Origin of the sequence: Escherichia sp. E4702 (assembly GCF_963883545.1) — a bacterium.
GTDB lineage: Bacteria > Pseudomonadota > Gammaproteobacteria > Enterobacterales > Enterobacteriaceae > Escherichia.
The window spans coordinates 21,277-38,434 of sequence record NZ_CAWORF010000019.1 but is presented as its reverse complement, the minus strand read 5'-3'; the positions used below and the strand labels follow the sequence as shown (position 1 = coordinate 38,434).

Genomic DNA, 17,158 nt, shown 5'->3' with positions numbered 1-17,158 from the left:
AAAAGAAGAGAGAAGACAACCTTAGCAAGGTTGTGTACATTTGTACACAATTGCAGAGAGAGGAAATGACATGCGTCGCGCTAACGATCCACAACGGCGAGAAAAAATCATCCAGGCCACTCTCGAGGCGGTGAAACTTTACGGAATACATGCCGTGACGCACCGTAAAATAGCTACCCTTGCCGGGGTACCGTTAGGGTCGATGACCTACTATTTTTCAGGAATTGATGAGCTATTACTGGAGGCGTTCAGTAGCTTTACGCAGACTATGTCACGGCAATATCAGGCATTTTTTCTCGATGTCAGAGATGCCCCCAGTGCCTGCCAGGCCATCACAGAAATGATCTACAGCTCGCAGGTTGCAACGCCGGACAACATGGAACTGATGTATCAACTCTACGCGCTGGCCAGTCGAAAACCGTTATTAAAAACAGTGATGCAAAACTGGATGCAGCGCAGTCAGCAAACACTCGAACAATGGTTTGAACCTGGAACGGCCCGGGCTCTGGATGCTTTTATTGAAGGGATGACGCTGCATTTTGTCACTGACCGTAAGCCGCTATCGCGCGAGGAGATTTTACGGATGGTGGCACGAGTGGCGGGGCAGGAGATAAATTTCAGGCAACAAAAAACCCATCAACCTTGAACCAAAATGGCGGGGTTGATGGGCTCCACAAAATGGGGACATCAAAGAAAAGCAGTGGCACTAATTAAGACTGATGCCCTAAAGAAAAGTTCGCCGATTGTACAAAAAAATTTCATTTTCAGGGCAACTTCAGTTTTATCCGAGTCCTGGCCATACCATGACAATGATTGTCCCGGCCAGCGTTAGCAGTACGTTAGCTATTGCATAAGTACCCGCATAACCTAAGGCTGGGATGTTACTGCGTGCGGTGTCGCTGATGATCTCCATTGCCGGAGCACAAGTACGCGCGCCCATCATCGCGCCGAACAGGAGTGCGCGGTTCATACGCAGTACATAAGCGCCGAACAGGAAGCAGATAACCACCGGCACCAGACTGACAATCAATCCGGCAATTAACATCTGACCACCGATCGCGCCCAGGCCGTTATTAATGCCGCTACCGGCGCTTAAACCAACGCCTGCCATAAACACCATCAAGCCGAACTCTTTCACCATGCTTAACGCCCCCTGCGGAATGTAACCGAAGGTCGGGTGGTTAGCGCGCATAAAGCCCAACATAATGCCGGCGAATAACAAGCCAGCAGCGTTACCCATGCCGAAGCTAAATGTACTGAACTGGAAGGTGATCATCCCGATCATCAGGCCAATAACAAAGAACGCGCAGAATGCCAGCAGGTCTGTGACCTGGCTGTGAATCGAGATAAAGCCGATGCGGTCAGCAATGGTTTTCACGCGACGGGCATCGCCGCTCACCTGTAAAACATCACCTTTATTAAGCACAACGTTGTCATCAATTGGCATCTCAATCTGGCTGCGGATGACGCGGTTAAGGAAGCAACCGTGATCGGTCAACTTCAGTTGTGCCAGACGTTTACCTACCGCGTTATGGTTTTTGACGACGACCTCTTCAGTGACGATACGCATGTCGAGAAGGTCACGATCAAAAACTTCTTTACCGTTACGGAAGCTGGGATCGAGGCGGGCGTGGGCGTCTGGATATCCCACTAACGCTATCTCATCGCCCATTTGCAGCACGGCGTCGCCATCCGGATTTGCCAGAATCCCGTTACGACGAATACGTTCAATGTAGCAACCAGTTTGACGATAAATACCCAATTCACGCAGATTTTTGCCGTCGGTCCAGGCCACCAGCTCCGGACCGACACGGTAGGCGCGGATCACCGGCAAATAAACTTTTCGGCTGGCATCGGTGTCCAGGCCACGTTCGCGAGCGATTTGTTGGGCGCTGGTCTGTAAATCCTGATGTTGCAACTTCGGTAAATAACGTGCACCGACAATTAAACTCACCAGGCCAATTAAATAAGTTAACGCATACCCAAGGCTTAGATTATCCAGTGCTGTGGAGAGCTGTCCGCTTTCCATACCGGAATGGCGTAATGTGTCGCCAGCACCGACCAGAACCGGTGTCGATGTCATGGAGCCAGCCAACATACCGGCCGTCAGACCGATATCCCAGCCAAACAGCTTACCCAACCCTAAGGCGATCGCCAGCGCACTGCTAACCATCACCAGAGCTAACATTAGGTAATTTTTCCCATCGCGGAAAAAAATGGAAAAAAAGTTGGGTCCAGCTTCGACCCCGACGCAGAAAATAAACAACATAAAGCCAAGATTAAGCGCGTCGGTGTTAATGCTGAAATGTTGTTGCCCTAATAGTAACGAGACGACTAAAACGCCAATGGAATTACCCAGTTGGATTGAACCAAGTCGTAATTTTCCTAGACATAGTCCAAGCGCAAGGACTACAAATAATAACAGAATGTAATTCCCATTTAACAATTCGGCGACGTTTATATTCACGGAGACTAACTTCTTGTTTACGAGTAAGCTGTTGAAAGAAATGGTAATTTAAGATAATGTTTTTACCTGAAATCAGGGCGCGGATTCATTCAGCGCACATAAGCAATAGTAAAGAAACAATATATTTTACTAGTGTAATCACATTAAGTACCAACGGCTATAAAAATTGCGTTGGCCTATATTAGCATGGAATGCGAAGCGGCTTTATCTTACTGAACGCCATAGTGGCGAAAATGTGTTCGATAGAGGCAGTGTCAGGAGGAGCGAGTGAAACATAAACAACGTTGGGCGGGGGCAATCTGCTGTTTTGTCCTCTTCATTGTAGTGTGCCTGTTCCTGGCGACGCAAATGAAAGGCGCTTTTCGGGCTGCCGGGCATCCTGAAATCGGCTTGCTGTTTTTCATTCTTCCTGGGGCGGTTGCCAGCTTTTTTTCGCAGCGTAGAGAAGTCCTTAAACCGCTGTTTGGCGCAATGCTGGCGGCACCGTGTTCTATGTTAATTATGCGTCTGTTTTTTTCACCAACACGCTCATTCTGGCAAGAGCTGGCGTGGTTATTGAGCGCCGTCTTCTGGTGTGCGTTGGGGGCGTTGTGTTTCTTGTTTATTAGTAGTTTGTTCAAGTCACAGCACAGAAAAAATCAATAAAGCCCTCAAACAGAGAGGGCTTATCTGGCAATCAGGCTTCAAGATTCTCTTTCACCCAGGCAGCAAAATCGGTATAGCCGCCGATGTGTTGCTGATCGACAAAAATCTGCGGTACGGTTTCTACTGGTTTACCCGCTTTCTGTTGTAAATCTTCTTTGCTAATCCCTTCTGCACGAATATCAACATACTGATATTCAAAGTAATCGCGTTCATTACTCAGTTTGTCTGCCAACTCTTTAGCACGCAGTAAGGGCAACCCGGACGACCAAAAATAACGGTTTGCATTGTTTCTCTCTTCATCTGTTTATGTCCGCCATGATTACGCCAAAATTTATTTGCTGAAAGTAGGTTTAACCTGTTGCATTGATTGCTTAAAGCTATAACTGTTAAGCACAACGCAACGAAAGGTTTTAAAATAGCAATTCACTTTGCAGAGGGAAGCCTATGCGCGCGATCGGTAAATTACCTAAAAGCGTGTTGAGACTGGAATTCATCGGCATGATGTTACTGGTGACGGCGCTGCTGTCGTTAAGCCATTACCTTTCGCTTCCGGTGCCGTTTTCGACGCCAGAGATACAAATTCTGATGATTTTTCTCGGTGTTTTGCTCATGCTTCCCGCTGCGGTGGTGGTTATTCTTCAGGTGGCAAAACGGCTTGCCCCACAACTGATGAACCGCCCACTGGAATCTTCACGTTCAGAAAGAGAAAAAGATAATGACGCCAACCATTGAACTTATTTGTGGCCATCGCTCCATTCGCCATTTCACTGATGACCCCATTTCTGAGGCGCAGCGTGAGGCGATTATCAACAGCGCCCGAGCGACTTCCAGTTCCAGTTTTTTGCAATGCAGTAGCATTATTCGCATTACCGATAGAACGCTGCGTGAAGAACTGGTAACGCTGACCGGGGGGCAAAAACATGTGGCGCAAGCGGCGGAGTTCTGGGTGTTCTGTGCCGACTTTAACCGTCATTTACAGATCTGTCCGGATGCACAACTTGGCCTGGCGGAACAACTGTTGCTCGGTGTCGTTGATACGGCGATGATGGCGCAAAATGCGTTAACTGCAGCGGAATCGCTGGGGTTGGGCGGAGTATATATTGGTGGACTGCGCAATAATATCGAAGCAGTGACAGAACTGCTGAAGTTACCAAAGCATGTTCTGCCGTTGTTTGGTCTGTGTCTTGGTTGGCCTGCGGATAACCCGGATCTCAAGCCGCGTTTACCCGCCTCTATTGTAGTGCATGAAAACAGCTATCAACCGCTGGATAAAGACGCTCTGGCGCAGTATGACGAGCAACTGGCGGAATATTATCTCACCCGTGGCAGCAATAATCGTCGGGATACCTGGAGCGACCATATTCGTCGGACAATCATTAAAGAAAGCCGTCCTTTTATTCTCGATTATTTGCATAAACAAGGTTGGGCTACGCGCTAAAACCGTAACGCCGATGTATGATACGCGGGCTTTTGACCAGGTCTGACAGAGAGGTGCAGGGTGAAAATTGCCATATTGTCCCGGGATGGAACGCTCTATTCGTGTAAGCGGCTGCGTGAAGCCGCTATACAGCGTGGTCACCTGGTTGAAATTCTCGATCCGCTTTCTTGCTATATGAACATTAATCCTGCGGCGTCTTCTATTCATTATAAAGGCCGCAAGCTACCCCATTTTGACGCGGTGATCCCACGCATTGGCACCGCCATTACCTTTTATGGGACGGCGGCGCTACGGCAGTTCGAAATGCTGGGGAGCTATCCGTTGAATGAATCGGTCGCGATTGCCCGTGCGCGTGACAAATTGCGTTCCATGCAACTGTTAGCGCGACAGGGCATTGACCTGCCTGTAACAGGTATGGCGCATTCGCCGGATGATACCAGCGACTTAATCGAGATGGTCGGTGGTGCGCCGCTGGTGGTCAAGTTGGTCGAAGGCACGCAGGGGATTGGAGTGGTGCTTGCGGAGACGCGTCAGGCAGCAGAAAGCGTAATTGACGCTTTTCGCGGTCTTAATGCGCATATTCTGGTGCAGGAATATATAAAAGAAGCAAAAGGCCGTGATATCCGTTGTCTGGTCGTTGGCGATGAAGTGGTCGCGGCAATTGAACGGCAGGCGAAAGAGGGCGATTTTCGCTCCAATTTGCATCGCGGTGGTGCGGCAAGCATTGCCAGTATTACCCCGCAGGAGCGTGAAATTGCCATAAAAGCCGCGCGAACGATGGCTCTGGATGTTGCTGGTGTGGATATTCTGCGTGCAAATCGCGGACCGTTAGTGATGGAGGTGAATGCGTCGCCCGGTCTGGAAGGAATAGAGAAAACCACCGGTATCGACATCGCGAGTAAAATGATCCGCTGGATTGAGCGCCACGCCACGGCAGAATATTGCTTAAAAACTGGTGGTTAGTCGCAATAACGTGACTGATCATGGTTTTGCCTGCGCTTTTTGCGTAAGCTGTGCCAGTCTTTTTATCGGAAGAGGTTGTACAAAATTATGACATCGCTGGTCGTTCCTGGTCTGGATACGTTGCGTCAATGGCTCGATGACCTGGGGATGAGTTTTTTTGAATGTGATAACTGTCAGGCGCTACATCTGCCGCATATGCAGAATTTCGACGGTGTCTTTGATGCCAAAATCGACCTGATTGATAACACGATCCTGTTTTCTGCCATGGCGGAAGTCAGACCTTCAGCCGTGTTGCCGCTGGCGGCGGATTTGTCGGCCATCAATGCCAGTTCGCTGACTGTGAAAGCATTTCTTGATATGCAGGATGATAATCTGCCAAAGCTGGTGGTTTGCCAGTCTTTATCCGTTATGCAGGGCGTAACCTATGAACAATTTGCATGGTTCGTACGCCAGAGTGAAGAGCAGATTTCGATGGTCATCCTTGAAGCCAATGCCCATCAACTGCTGTTGCCGACTGACGATGAAGGGCAAAATAACGTTACCGAAAACTATTTCCTTCACTGATAATTCTTTTTGAGCACGCAGTCGCTGCCGCAGTGACTGCGCATTATAATATTTCCTGCTAAATTTAACCTTCCATTAAAGATTTTTTCACTTGTCTTATGCCGAATTTGCTTTATCACATAGAGCAAATGCGCATAAAAATTTGTTAAATACTGTTTTTTAATTACAGCTATAGTTTCAAACCCTGGCTAAAGTTATTCTTGCAAGGCTTTTATATAGCGAGCAATGCTGGCCGGGAGAGAGTTCTCTTTTCTTGCGCCGCGCCGATAAAAAATATGCACGTTTATTGCATATCTTTCAGTGTGACAACTTTTGTTCGTTTGTTAACGAACTTTCAGAAGGAAAGAGATATGACCGCCTTAAATAAAAAATGGCTATCGGGTCTGGTTGCAGGTGCTCTGATGGCCGTCTCTGTCGGCACGCTCGCGGCTGAACAAAAAACACTCCACATCTATAACTGGTCTGATTATATCGCTCCAGATACAGTGGCAAATTTTGAAAAAGAGACGGGTATAAAAGTCGTCTACGATGTTTTCGATTCCAACGAAGTATTGGAAGGCAAGTTAATGGCGGGGAGCACCGGCTTTGATCTTGTCGTTCCATCAGCCAGTTTTCTTGAACGCCAGTTGACTGCTGGTGTATTCCAGCCGTTGGATAAAAGCAAATTGCCAGAATGGAAGAATCTCGATCCAGAACTGCTGAAGCTGGTGGCAAAACACGATCCCAACAATAAATTTGCCATGCCGTATATGTGGGCGACCACAGGAATTGGCTACAACGTCGATAAAGTCAAAGCGGTACTGGGCGAAAACGCGCCAGTCGATAGCTGGGACTTGATCCTCAAACCTGAAAATCTGGAAAAACTGAAAAGCTGCGGAGTCTCGTTCCTCGATGCGCCGGAAGAAGTGTTTGCCACCGTGCTGAATTATCTCGGCAAAGATCCCAACAGCACCAAAGCGGATGATTACACTGGCCCGGCAACCGATCTGCTGTTAAAGCTGCGTCCAAATATTCGTTATTTCCATTCATCTCAATACATTAACGATCTGGCAAACGGCGATATTTGCGTCGCTATTGGCTGGGCGGGTGATGTGTGGCAGGCGTCAAACCGCGCGAAGGAAGCGAAGAATGGCGTGAATGTCTCGTTCTCGATTCCAAAAGAAGGGGCGATGGCATTCTTTGATGTATTCGCCATGCCTGCGGATGCCAAAAATAAAGACGAAGCGTATCAGTTCCTGAATTACCTGCTGCGTCCGGATGTCGTAGCGCATATCTCCGACCATGTGTTCTATGCTAACGCCAATAAAGCAGCCACGCCGCTGGTGAGTGCGGAAGTCCGTGATAACCCAGGAATTTACCCGCCTGCGGACGTTCGCGCCAAAATGTTCACACTACAAGTGCAGGATCCAAAAATAGATCGAGTGCGCACTCGCGCCTGGACCAAAGTGAAGAGCGGAAAATAATCTGCTGTTGTAGATGCCGGACGGGTGCACCACACCCGCCGGCAATTCGCACCATCATGGTGCGCTTGCACACATTCAATGCCGGAGAGCAGCCGTGAATGACGCTATCCCTCGCCCGCAGGCGAAAAGTCGTAAGTCGCTGACACCACTATTAGAAATCCGTAATTTGACCAAATCCTACGATGGTCAACATGCGGTCGATGATGTCAGTCTGACCATTTATAAAGGCGAAATCTTCGCGCTGCTGGGCGCATCCGGCTGTGGTAAATCCACGCTGCTACGTATGCTGGCAGGTTTTGAACAACCTTCTGCCGGGCAGATTATGCTTGATGGCGTCGACCTGTCACGGGTTCCTCCTTATCTACGCCCCATCAATATGATGTTTCAGTCTTACGCGTTGTTTCCCCATATGACCGTGGAACAGAACATCGCCTTTGGCCTGAAGCAGGACAAATTGCCAAAAGCGGAAATTGCCAGCCGGGTCAACGAGATGCTCGGACTGGTACATATGCAGGAGTTCGCCAAACGCAAACCGCATCAGCTTTCCGGTGGCCAACGCCAGCGTGTGGCCCTGGCCCGAAGCCTTGCCAAGCGCCCGAAACTATTACTGCTCGACGAACCGATGGGCGCGCTGGATAAAAAATTGCGTGACCGGATGCAGCTTGAAGTGGTGGATATTCTGGAGCGTGTCGGCGTGACCTGCGTAATGGTTACTCACGATCAGGAAGAGGCGATGACCATGGCGGGGCGTATCGCCATTATGAATCGCGGGAAATTTGTTCAGATTGGCGAGCCGGAAGAGATTTACGAGCATCCGACTACCCGCTATAGCGCCGAGTTTATTGGTTCAGTCAACGTCTTTGAAGGGCTACTAAAAGAGCGTCAGGAAGACGGCTTGTTGCTCGATTCACCGGGGCTGGTCCATCCGCTGAAAGTCGATCCGCTGGCGTCAGTGGTCGATAACGTGCCGGTACATGTGGCGCTGCGACCGGAAAAAATCATGCTTTGCGAGGAGCCGCCCGCCAATGGTTGTAACTTCGCGGTGGGGGAGGTGATACACATTGCCTATCTCGGCGATCTTTCGGTGTATCACGTTCGTCTGAAAAGCGGGCAGATGATTAGCGCCCAGCTACAAAACGCGCATCGTCACCGCAAAGGGCTACCGACCTGGGGTGATGAAGTTCGTTTATGTTGGGAAGTGGACAGTTGTGTGGTGCTGACGGTTTAAGGAGCAAAGATGAGTACACTTGAACCTCCTGTCCAGCCGGGCGGGTTAAAACAGTGGCTTACGCAGTGGCAGATGAAGCACGGGCGCAAACTGGTGATTGCGCTGCCGTATATCTGGTTAATTTTGCTATTCCTGCTGCCATTTCTGATTGTCTTTAAAATAAGCCTTGCAGAGATGGCGCGAGCTATTCCGCCTTATACCGAACTGATGGAGTGGGCTGACGGGCAACTGTCCATCACCCTTAATTTCGGTAATTTCCTGCAACTGACCGACGATCCGCTCTATTTCGATGCTTATCTCCAGTCGTTACAGGTGGCGGCGATTTCGACATTTTGCTGTTTACTGATCGGCTACCCGCTGGCGTGGGCGGTGGCGCACAGTAAACCCTCGACCCGCAATATCTTATTGCTGCTGGTGATCCTGCCGTCGTGGACCTCGTTTCTGATCCGCGTTTATGCCTGGATGGGAATATTAAAAAACAATGGTGTGCTGAATAACTTCCTGCTGTGGCTGGGCGTTATCGATCAACCGCTGACCATTCTGCATACCAACCTGGCGGTCTATATTGGCATTGTTTACGCCTATGTGCCGTTTATGGTGCTGCCGATCTACACCGCGTTGATTCGTATTGATTATTCGCTGGTGGAAGCGGCGCTGGATCTCGGTGCACGACCGCTGAAAACGTTCTTTACTGTGATCGTGCCGCTGACTAAAGGTGGGATTATTGCCGGGTCGATGCTGGTGTTTATCCCGGCCGTGGGCGAGTTTGTGATCCCGGAACTGCTCGGCGGTCCGGATAGCATCATGATCGGGCGCGTGCTGTGGCAGGAGTTCTTCAATAACCGTGACTGGCCAGTCGCCTCGGCAGTGGCGATTATCATGTTGTTGCTGCTAATCGTGCCTATTATGTGGTTCCACAAGTATCAGCAAAAAAGTGTGGGAGAACACGGATGAATAATTTACCGGTCGTTCGTTCGCCCTGGCGGATTGCGATTTTGCTGCTGGGCTTCACCTTTCTTTATGCGCCAATGCTGATGCTGGTTATCTATTCATTTAACAGCTCGAAGCTGGTGACGGTGTGGGCGGGCTGGTCAACGCGTTGGTACGGTGAGTTATTGCGCGATGACGCAATGATGAGTGCGGTTGGTTTAAGCCTGACAATTGCGGCCTGTGCGGCGACGGCGGCGGCGATCCTCGGGACGATTGCGGCGGTGGTGCTGGTGCGTTTTGGCAGGTTTCGCGGATCAAATGGTTTTGCCTTTATGATCACCGCGCCGCTGGTAATGCCAGATGTCATCACGGGCTTGTCGCTGTTGTTGTTGTTCGTCGCGCTTGCTCATGCCATTGGCTGGCCTGCGGACCGCGGCATGCTCACCATCTGGCTGGCGCATGTTACTTTCTGTACGGCTTATGTGGCAGTCGTTATTTCGTCGCGCCTGCGGGAACTTGATCGCTCGATAGAAGAAGCGGCGATGGATCTCGGTGCGATGCCGCTGAAAGTGTTTTTCGTCATTACGCTACCGATGATCATGCCCGCGATTATTTCTGGCTGGTTACTGGCTTTTACTTTGTCGCTTGATGATCTGGTGATTGCCAGCTTTGTTTCCGGCCCGGGAGCCACGACGTTACCGATGCTGGTCTTCTCCAGCGTGCGGATGGGGGTGAATCCAGAAATTAACGCACTTGCAACGTTAATTCTCGGTGCGGTCGGAATTGTCGGATTTATCGCCTGGTATCTGATGGCGCGTGCAGAAAAGCAGCGGATACGTGATATCCAGCGTGCAAGACGTGGCTGAAGACACTAAAATTTGCCAACCTGGCTACATAATGCCGCGCATGTCGCGGCATTGTTTTCATGGAAGACGAACCGTTGGGATTTTTTAAGAAAACATCTTCATCACATGCTCGCCTGAATGTGCCTGCGCTGGTGCAGGTGGCGGCGCTCGCCATTATTATGATCCGTGGCCTCGACGTGTTGATGATTTTCAATACATTAGGCGTGCGCGGTATTGGCGAGTTCATTCATCGCAGCGTACAAACCTGGAGTTTAACGCTGGTCTTTTTAAGCAGTCTGGCGCTGGTTTTTATTGAGATCTGGTGTGCGTTTTCGCTGGTGAAAGGGCGTCGCTGGGCGCGCTGGCTGTATCTGCTGACACAAATCACGGCCGCCAGTTATTTGTGGGCTGCTTCGCTGGGTTATGGTTATCCGGAGTTGTTCAGCATTCCCGGTGAATCAAAACGTGAAATCTTCCATAGCCTGATGCTGCAGAAGTTGCCGGATATGCTCATCCTGATGCTGCTGTTCGTTCCCTCGACCAGTCGGCGGTTCTTCCAGTTGCAATAATGTGTATAATCGTCGCCCCTGATGATGTGAAGGTCAATGTATGCAGTGCGCACTTTACGACGCGGGTCGCTGTCGTTCCTGTCAGTGGATAACGCAGCCGATTCCACAGCAACTCTCCGCTAAAACCGCCGATCTTAAGAATCTGCTGGCCGATTTTCCGGTTGAGGAATGGTGCGCGCCGATGTCTGGCCCGGAACAAGGGTTTCGTAATAAAGCCAAAATGGTGGTGAGTGGCAGCGTTGAAAAACCACTGCTCGGAATGCTGCATCGCGACGGCACGCCGGAAGATCTTTGCGATTGCCCGCTTTATCCTGCCTCATTTGCGCCCGTTTTTGCGGTGCTAAAACCGTTTATCGCCCGTGCGGGGTTAACGCCCTACAACGTGGCGCGTAAACGTGGCGAACTGAAATACATTCTGCTGACTGAAAGTCAGAGCGATGGCGGCATGATGCTGCGTTTTGTGTTGCGTTCCGAAACCAAACTGGCGCAACTGCGTAAGGCGCTACCGTGGTTACAGGAACAACTACCGCAGCTGAAAGTTATTACCGTCAATATTCAGCCGGTACATATGGCGATTATGGAAGGGGAGACGGAGATCTACCTGACGGAACAACAGTCGCTGGCAGAGCGTTTTAACGATGTGCCGCTGTGGATCCGCCCGCAAAGTTTCTTCCAGACTAATCCGGCGGTCGCCAGCCAGCTGTATGCCACCGCGCGCGACTGGGTACGGCAGCTGCCGGTCAAACATATGTGGGATCTGTTCTGCGGCGTGGGGGGCTTTGGTTTACACTGCGCGACGGCTGACATGCAGTTAACCGGGATCGAAATTGCGCCAGAAGCCATTGCCTGTGCGAAGCAGTCAGCCTCTGAACTGGGCTTAACGCGTCTGCAATTTCAGGCGCTGGATTCCACTCAGTTTGCCACCGCTCAGGGAGAGGTGCCGGAGCTGGTGCTGGTTAACCCGCCGCGCCGCGGCATTGGTAAACCGCTGTGTGATTATCTCGCAACGATGGCACCGCGTTTTATTATCTACTCCAGCTGTAATGCTCAAACGATGGCGAAAGATATTCGCGAACTGCCTGGTTATCGCATTGAACGGGTACAGCTTTTTGATATGTTCCCGCACACCGCGCACTATGAAGTGCTGACGCTGCTGGTGAAGCAATAAAAAAGCCGCAGGTGCGGCTTCAGATTGCTGATCAGGTGCGCTTTGTTCATGCCGGATGCGGCGTGAACGCCTTATCCGGCCTACAAAATCATGCTAAATCAATACATTGCAGAGTTGATGTGGGCCGGATAAGCGCAGCGCATCAGGCAATCTTACTTTTGTCATCAGTCTCAATTACTGTGGGAACCACTGGTCATTGATTTTCTGATATGTACCGTCAGCTTTAATTGCTGCCAGCGCGTTATTCAGTTTTTCCAGCAGAGCTTTGTTATCCGGACGTACAGCGATACCCAGGCCGGTGCCGAAGTATTGCGGATCGGTCACTTTTTCAGTAGCAACGCCCAGTTGCGGATTGGTTTTCAGCCATTCGTTTACCACCGCTGTGTCACCAAATACCCCATCAATACGACCATTTTTCAGATCGATAAAGGCATTCTGATAACTGTCATAGGAGACAGTTTTCACTTCCGGGTGCTGATCCTGAATATATTTCTGGTGCGTGGTGCCGTTTTCCATCCCAATGCGTTTACCTTTCAGATCGGCAAACGTTTTGTAGGTATCTTTTTTGGCAATCACGACGGCTGAGTTTTCATAGTAGGGCGTGGTAAACGATACCTGTTTGCTACGCTCCGGCGTGATATCCATACCGGAGATAACGGCGTCATATTTTCTGAATTTCAGTGACGGGATCAGGCTGTCGAAAGCGTGATTAGTAAAAGTACATTCTGCCTGCATTTGTTTGCACAAGGCTTTTGCCAGGTCGATATCAAAGCCGACAATCTGGTTATTGGCATCCATCGACTCGAACGGAGGATAGGTCGCTGATACGCCAAAATTGATTTTCTCTGCGGCAGAAGCACCGAAAGTAAAGGAAGCAAGTAAAGCGGCAAGAACTAACTTTTTCATGATGGAACTCCCGTCTGTCAATCTTATGATTTTTGGCCGTGTCTGCGGCATGGGATAACAATGCCATTAATTGAATTTATATGCAATAAATATGATTAAATAATTTAATTGGAATAAAAAAAGACGGACAACTTAGTGGGTTGCCCGTCTTCATTATAAGAATTTATGCACTATGTGGGTTCTGTGCAGGTGTCTGATGCGACGCTGGCGCGTCTTATCAGACCTACAAAACCGTACGCAACTACATTAATTCCGTCGCTCAAACGCCAGCGCTTTACGCTCGATCAAACGCATCATCAGCGTCAGCAGGCCGTTAACGATCAGGTAAATAATCCCCGCCGCGCCAAATACCATCACATCGTAGGTGCGTCCGTACAGCAACTGGCTGTAACCCATCACTTCCATCAACGTAATGGTGTATGCCAGAGAGGTACTTTTGAACACCAGCACCACTTCGTTGGAATACGAAGAGAGCGAGCGTTTAAAGGCATACGGCAGCAGGATCGCCAGCGTGTCTTTTTTGCTCATTCCCAGAGCGCTACAGGACTGCCATTGACCTTCCGGGATCGCGCGGATCGCGCCGTAAAACAGTTGCGTGGTATACGCTGCACTGTTCAGCGACAACGCAATCAGTGCACACAGCCACGGTTCTGACAAGAGATGCCACAGTGCCGGATACTCCTGCAACGTCGGGAATTGGCCCGGCCCGTAATAAATCAGGAAGATCTGCACCAGCAGCGGCGTACCGGTGAACAGCGTGATATAACCCCGCACCAGCCACACCAGCACCGGCGTTTTCAGCGTCAGGATAATGGTAAAAATCAACGCCAGAATCAGCGCCACAATCAGCGAGGCAACGGTTAGCGTCAGGCTGGTGTGCAGCCCTTTCATCAGTTCGGGTAAATACTCAAACATTAGCTGGGCCTCCGCTCAAAACGTGTCGCGCGCAGGTCAATGCGTTTGAGAATGTACTGACTCAATAGAGTAATCACCAGGTAAATCGCCGCCGCCACAATGTACCAGGTAAATGGTTCCTGGGTACGGGTAGCGATGCTTTTGGTTTGTAGCATTAAGTCATTCACACTTATCAAACTGACCAGCGCGGTATCTTTCAGCAGCACCAGCCACTGGTTACCGAGGCCAGGCAACGCATGACGCCACATCTGTGGCATCACCAGACGAAAGAAAATAGCCGATTTCGACAGCCCCAGCGCCTGACCGGATTCCCACTGGCCAACTGGCACCGCTTTTAATGCACCGCGCAGCGTTTGCGAGGCATAGGCGGCATACAGCAGTGACAGAGCGATGACACCACAAAGGAACGGGCTAACGTCGAAGTTCTCAATGTCCATCTGCACCGGGATCTGCACGAACCCAAGATTGATGGTGAAGCCATCCGCAAGCGTCAGCAGTAACTGCGAGGAGCCAAAATAGATAAACAGCACCACCAGAATTTCTGGCAGGCCGCGCAGAATCGTCACCAGCGCCGAGCCCGCCCACGCGACAGGACGCCATTTTGCTGACTCCCATACCGCAAAGAACATCGCCAGCGCCAGTCCGACAATCAATGCACAAACGGCAAGGCCGACGGTCATCCCGGCGGCGCTTGCTAAAGGGAAAAATTCATTCATCAGGAATTACTTCTGGAACCATTTGTTGTAGATGGTTTCGTAAGTGCCATCTTTCTTCACTTTTTCCAGCGCAGTGTTGAATTTCTGCTGCAGTTCAGTGTTGCCCTGACGTACCGCAATGCCGAGGCCAGTGCCGAAGTAATCTTTGTCGGTCACTTTGTCGCCCACTGCCGCCAGTTTCGGGTTATCTTTCAGCCATTCGGTGACCACAGCGGTGTCACCGAATACGCCGTCGATACGACCGTTTTGCAGATCCAGTTTTGCGTTCTGGTAGCTGTCATACGGAACTGTGGTGATTTCCGGATGCTTATCCATAATGAACTTCTGGTGCGTCGTCCCGTTCTGAACGCCGACTTTTTTGCCTTTCAGCTGATCAACGCTGGTGTATTTACCCTGCTGACCCACAAACAGTGCGGAGTTGTCATAGTACGGCGTGGTAAACAGCACCTGCTTTTCACGCTCCGGGGTGATATCCATCCCCGCCATCACAGCTTCCACGCGGCGGAATTTCAGGCTTGGGATCAGGCTGTCAAACGCCTGGTTAGAGAAAGTACAGGTCGCATCAATCTCTTTACACAGCGCCTGCGCCAGGTCGACGTCGAAACCGACGATCTGGTTATTCGCATCCATCGATTCAAACGGAGGATAAGAGGCTTCGGTAGCAAAACGAATGGTTTCGGCAGCTGTGGCGGAAAGACTAAAACCTGCAATTAGCGCGGCAATCAGAACTTTTTTCATTGTTGTTATCCCGAATCTTAGTGAGAGAGATAGTTTTTAAATGCTTCGGTTTGCGGCTCGGTAAAGCAGCTCGCATCGCCTTGTTCTACAATGTGACCGTTTTCCATATACACCACACGGCTGGCGGTTTTACGCGCCACTTCAACTTCGTGGGTGACGATCACCTGGGTAATATTCGTTTCCGCCAGCTCACGAATAATGCTGACGATTTGTGCGGTAATTTCCGGATCCAGCGCGGCGGTCGGTTCATCAAACAGCAGTACCTGCGGTTCCATCATCAGCGCGCGGGCGATAGCGACACGTTGCTGCTGACCACCAGAAAGGTGCAGCGGGTAACGATCGCTATAAGGTTTGAGACGCAGACGTTCCAGCAGTTTTTCTGCACGGGCCAGCGCCTGATCTTTACTCAACCCCAGCACGCGGCAGGGCGCTTCAATCAGGTTTTGCTGTACCGTCAGATGCGGCCATAGGTTGTATTGCTGAAACACCATCCCGACGTTACGACGCAGCTCGCGGATCGCTTTGTCAGATGGTGTTTTAGTGAAATCGAAATGGTTGCCTGCGATGTTGAGCGTACCGGAGCGCGGCATCTCTAGCAGATTGAGTACACGCAGCAGCGAGCTTTTCCCCGCGCCGCTGGGGCCAAGTAACACCAGCGTTTCGCCTTGCGGGCAATCCAGCGTGATATCGAACAGCGCCTGATGCGCGCCGTAGAAGCAATTAATGCCGTTTAATTGAATACTCATTGACACTCGTATACTGGCAGTCGGATAGCTATTGAAGTCGAAGATAGTACCTTTGACAGAATAATTATGCAATATTTCTGCTTTAAAAGTTAAAAGCAAAGCGCATTATTCAATAAACATAGCACAAAATAACGGCGGCGAAGGGCGGCGAGCATAAATGTCGGCATTCTTCACAGAATGCCAGACAATTTATGGGGGTTATCATTTAATCAAGGTTTTAGCGGTTCTCAACGGACTGGCGCAGAGTGCCGGCAGGTGCGTGTACGCTGCCACCTAAATAGCGCACATCGTCGATCACCCAACACTGTCCTTCCTGAATCATCAACACTTCATCCTGCCAGCTCTGGTCGCCTTGTTTCAGATTCACCCGCAGCGGAATATTGCGCGCATCGCGATTTGGGATGGTCGAGGCGCTGGCAACTTGTGCGCTGTCAGGCAAAGTGGTGCGACTGGAGAACGGATCGCTGCTTAATAATTCGCGATGGCTGTTATCGCGGCTGGCATTGCTCAGCAAAGTTGCCAGTTTGTCACTTAAATATGGACGCAGAGCGGTAATGTCGTTACTGCGGTGCGAAATGCGGTAATCATAAAACTGCTGGGCCACGCTGTCAGGTCCGCCCTGAACGCAAGATCCCGTACGGGGGCCATTATCTTTATAGGCAGGCGTGACGGTGGTACAAGCACTGAGTAACAGTGCGCAAGGGATAAGCATAGTCAATTTGCTGTAGCGCATAATGATTTCCTTATAAGCGAACACCTTGAAAGCGTTCTACGATAATAATGATATCCTTTCAATAATAGCGTATCAGTCCGATAATGCTTTGAAGATCGAAGGCTTAGCAAACAAGGAGATCGAT

Annotated in this window: 19 protein-coding genes and 1 pseudogene; 12 read left to right on the top strand and 8 right to left on the bottom strand. The window is 50.3% G+C overall.

The genetic code is table 11. From position 1 onward, the window contains the following. The first annotated feature begins 70 nt into the window (after positions 1 to 70). Positions 71 to 646, top strand: a complete 576-nt coding sequence (gene rcdA / locus AACU94_RS12380) for a DNA-binding transcriptional regulator RcdA (protein WP_130214746.1) — start codon at positions 71 to 73, stop codon at positions 644 to 646. A gap of 135 nt (positions 647 to 781) precedes the next feature. Here rcdA and AACU94_RS12375 read toward each other — a convergent pair whose 3' ends face one another. After that, positions 782 to 2,467 carry an aspartate:alanine antiporter gene (locus tag AACU94_RS12375; RefSeq protein WP_130205201.1) on the bottom strand — a complete coding sequence of 562 codons (1,686 nt, stop codon included), beginning with the start codon at positions 2,465 to 2,467 and terminating at the stop codon, positions 782 to 784. Between the two features lie 267 nt (positions 2,468 to 2,734). Here AACU94_RS12375 and AACU94_RS12370 point away from each other — a divergent pair, with 267 nt between their 5' ends. Continuing rightward, positions 2,735 to 3,112 carry an inner membrane protein YbjM gene (locus AACU94_RS12370; protein ID WP_130205203.1) on the top strand — a complete coding sequence of 126 codons (378 nt, stop codon included), beginning with the start codon at positions 2,735 to 2,737 and terminating at the stop codon, positions 3,110 to 3,112. Between the two features lie 31 nt (positions 3,113 to 3,143). On the opposite strand, the pseudogene AACU94_RS12365 reads toward AACU94_RS12370, so the two are convergent. Continuing rightward, a pseudogene (locus tag AACU94_RS12365) lies at positions 3,144 to 3,397 on the bottom strand (GrxA family glutaredoxin). 159 nt (positions 3,398 to 3,556) lie between these two features. On the opposite strand from AACU94_RS12365, the gene AACU94_RS12360 reads away from it, so the two are divergent. The 10 genes from AACU94_RS12360 (at position 3,557) to rlmC (ending at position 12,280) form a co-directional block, all read left to right on the top strand. Next, positions 3,557 to 3,844 carry a DUF1418 family protein gene (locus tag AACU94_RS12360; RefSeq protein ID WP_135489510.1) on the top strand — a complete coding sequence of 96 codons (288 nt, stop codon included), beginning with the start codon at positions 3,557 to 3,559 and terminating at the stop codon, positions 3,842 to 3,844. Beyond that, on the top strand, positions 3,828 to 4,550 hold the full coding sequence (gene nfsA, locus AACU94_RS12355) for a nitroreductase NfsA (RefSeq protein WP_130222147.1): 723 nt from the start codon (positions 3,828 to 3,830) through the stop codon (positions 4,548 to 4,550). Before AACU94_RS12360 ends, nfsA begins: the two co-directional genes overlap by 17 nt. A 60-nt stretch (positions 4,551 to 4,610) precedes the next feature. After that, complete coding sequence (gene rimK, locus AACU94_RS12350) at positions 4,611 to 5,513, top strand: 30S ribosomal protein S6--L-glutamate ligase (protein ID WP_135489509.1); 903 nt, start codon at positions 4,611 to 4,613, stop codon at positions 5,511 to 5,513. Positions 5,514 to 5,600: 87 nt separating this feature from the next. After that, positions 5,601 to 6,077, top strand: coding sequence for a type III secretion system chaperone family protein (locus tag AACU94_RS12345; protein ID WP_000203025.1), 477 nt, complete (start codon positions 5,601 to 5,603; stop codon positions 6,075 to 6,077). A 350-nt stretch (positions 6,078 to 6,427) separates the two neighbouring features. Beyond that, the gene (potF, locus tag AACU94_RS12340; protein WP_135489508.1) at positions 6,428 to 7,540 is read left to right on the top strand and encodes a spermidine/putrescine ABC transporter substrate-binding protein PotF; all 1,113 of its coding nucleotides are present in this window, start codon (positions 6,428 to 6,430) and stop codon (positions 7,538 to 7,540) included. 94 nt (positions 7,541 to 7,634) lie between these two features. Further along, positions 7,635 to 8,768, top strand: coding sequence for a putrescine ABC transporter ATP-binding subunit PotG (gene potG / locus AACU94_RS12335; RefSeq protein ID WP_130214734.1), 1,134 nt, complete (start codon positions 7,635 to 7,637; stop codon positions 8,766 to 8,768). Positions 8,769 to 8,777: 9 nt separating this feature from the next. Continuing rightward, positions 8,778 to 9,722, top strand: coding sequence for a putrescine ABC transporter permease PotH (gene potH, locus AACU94_RS12330; RefSeq protein WP_130214732.1), 945 nt, complete (start codon positions 8,778 to 8,780; stop codon positions 9,720 to 9,722). Beyond that, positions 9,719 to 10,564: a putrescine ABC transporter permease PotI gene (gene potI / locus AACU94_RS12325; RefSeq protein ID WP_130222145.1), complete on the top strand. Its 846-nt coding sequence runs from the start codon at positions 9,719 to 9,721 to the stop codon at positions 10,562 to 10,564. Before potH ends, potI begins: the two co-directional genes overlap by 4 nt. Positions 10,565 to 10,623: 59 nt before the next feature. Continuing rightward, a complete protein-coding gene (locus tag AACU94_RS12320; RefSeq protein WP_130205221.1) occupies positions 10,624 to 11,112 on the top strand; it encodes a YbjO family protein in 489 nt (162 codons plus the stop codon). A gap of 40 nt (positions 11,113 to 11,152) precedes the next feature. Next, positions 11,153 to 12,280 carry a 23S rRNA (uracil(747)-C(5))-methyltransferase RlmC gene (rlmC, locus tag AACU94_RS12315; RefSeq protein ID WP_135489507.1) on the top strand — a complete coding sequence of 376 codons (1,128 nt, stop codon included), beginning with the start codon at positions 11,153 to 11,155 and terminating at the stop codon, positions 12,278 to 12,280. A gap of 174 nt (positions 12,281 to 12,454) precedes the next feature. On the opposite strand, the gene artJ is transcribed toward rlmC, so the two are convergent. The 6 genes from artJ to AACU94_RS12285 all read right to left on the bottom strand — a co-directional run bounded on the left by artJ (position 12,455) and on the right by AACU94_RS12285 (position 17,034). Further along, complete coding sequence (gene artJ / locus AACU94_RS12310) at positions 12,455 to 13,186, bottom strand: arginine ABC transporter substrate-binding protein ArtJ (protein WP_130214725.1); 732 nt, start codon at positions 13,184 to 13,186, stop codon at positions 12,455 to 12,457. A gap of 246 nt (positions 13,187 to 13,432) precedes the next feature. After that, a complete protein-coding gene (artM, locus tag AACU94_RS12305) occupies positions 13,433 to 14,101 on the bottom strand; it encodes an arginine ABC transporter permease ArtM (RefSeq protein ID WP_000464489.1) in 669 nt (222 codons plus the stop codon). Then, positions 14,101 to 14,817: an arginine ABC transporter permease ArtQ gene (gene artQ, locus AACU94_RS12300; protein ID WP_001612717.1), complete on the bottom strand. Its 717-nt coding sequence runs from the start codon at positions 14,815 to 14,817 to the stop codon at positions 14,101 to 14,103. The genes artM and artQ overlap by 1 nt, the downstream gene beginning before the upstream one ends. Positions 14,818 to 14,823: 6 nt before the next feature. Then, complete coding sequence (gene artI / locus AACU94_RS12295) at positions 14,824 to 15,555, bottom strand: arginine ABC transporter substrate-binding protein ArtI (protein WP_105454365.1); 732 nt, start codon at positions 15,553 to 15,555, stop codon at positions 14,824 to 14,826. Between the two features lie 17 nt (positions 15,556 to 15,572). After that, positions 15,573 to 16,301: an arginine ABC transporter ATP-binding protein ArtP gene (artP, locus tag AACU94_RS12290; protein ID WP_000027211.1), complete on the bottom strand. Its 729-nt coding sequence runs from the start codon at positions 16,299 to 16,301 to the stop codon at positions 15,573 to 15,575. 217 nt (positions 16,302 to 16,518) lie between these two features. Next, on the bottom strand, positions 16,519 to 17,034 hold the full coding sequence (locus AACU94_RS12285; protein WP_130205231.1) for a lipoprotein: 516 nt from the start codon (positions 17,032 to 17,034) through the stop codon (positions 16,519 to 16,521). Positions 17,035 to 17,158: the final 124 nt, after the last annotated feature.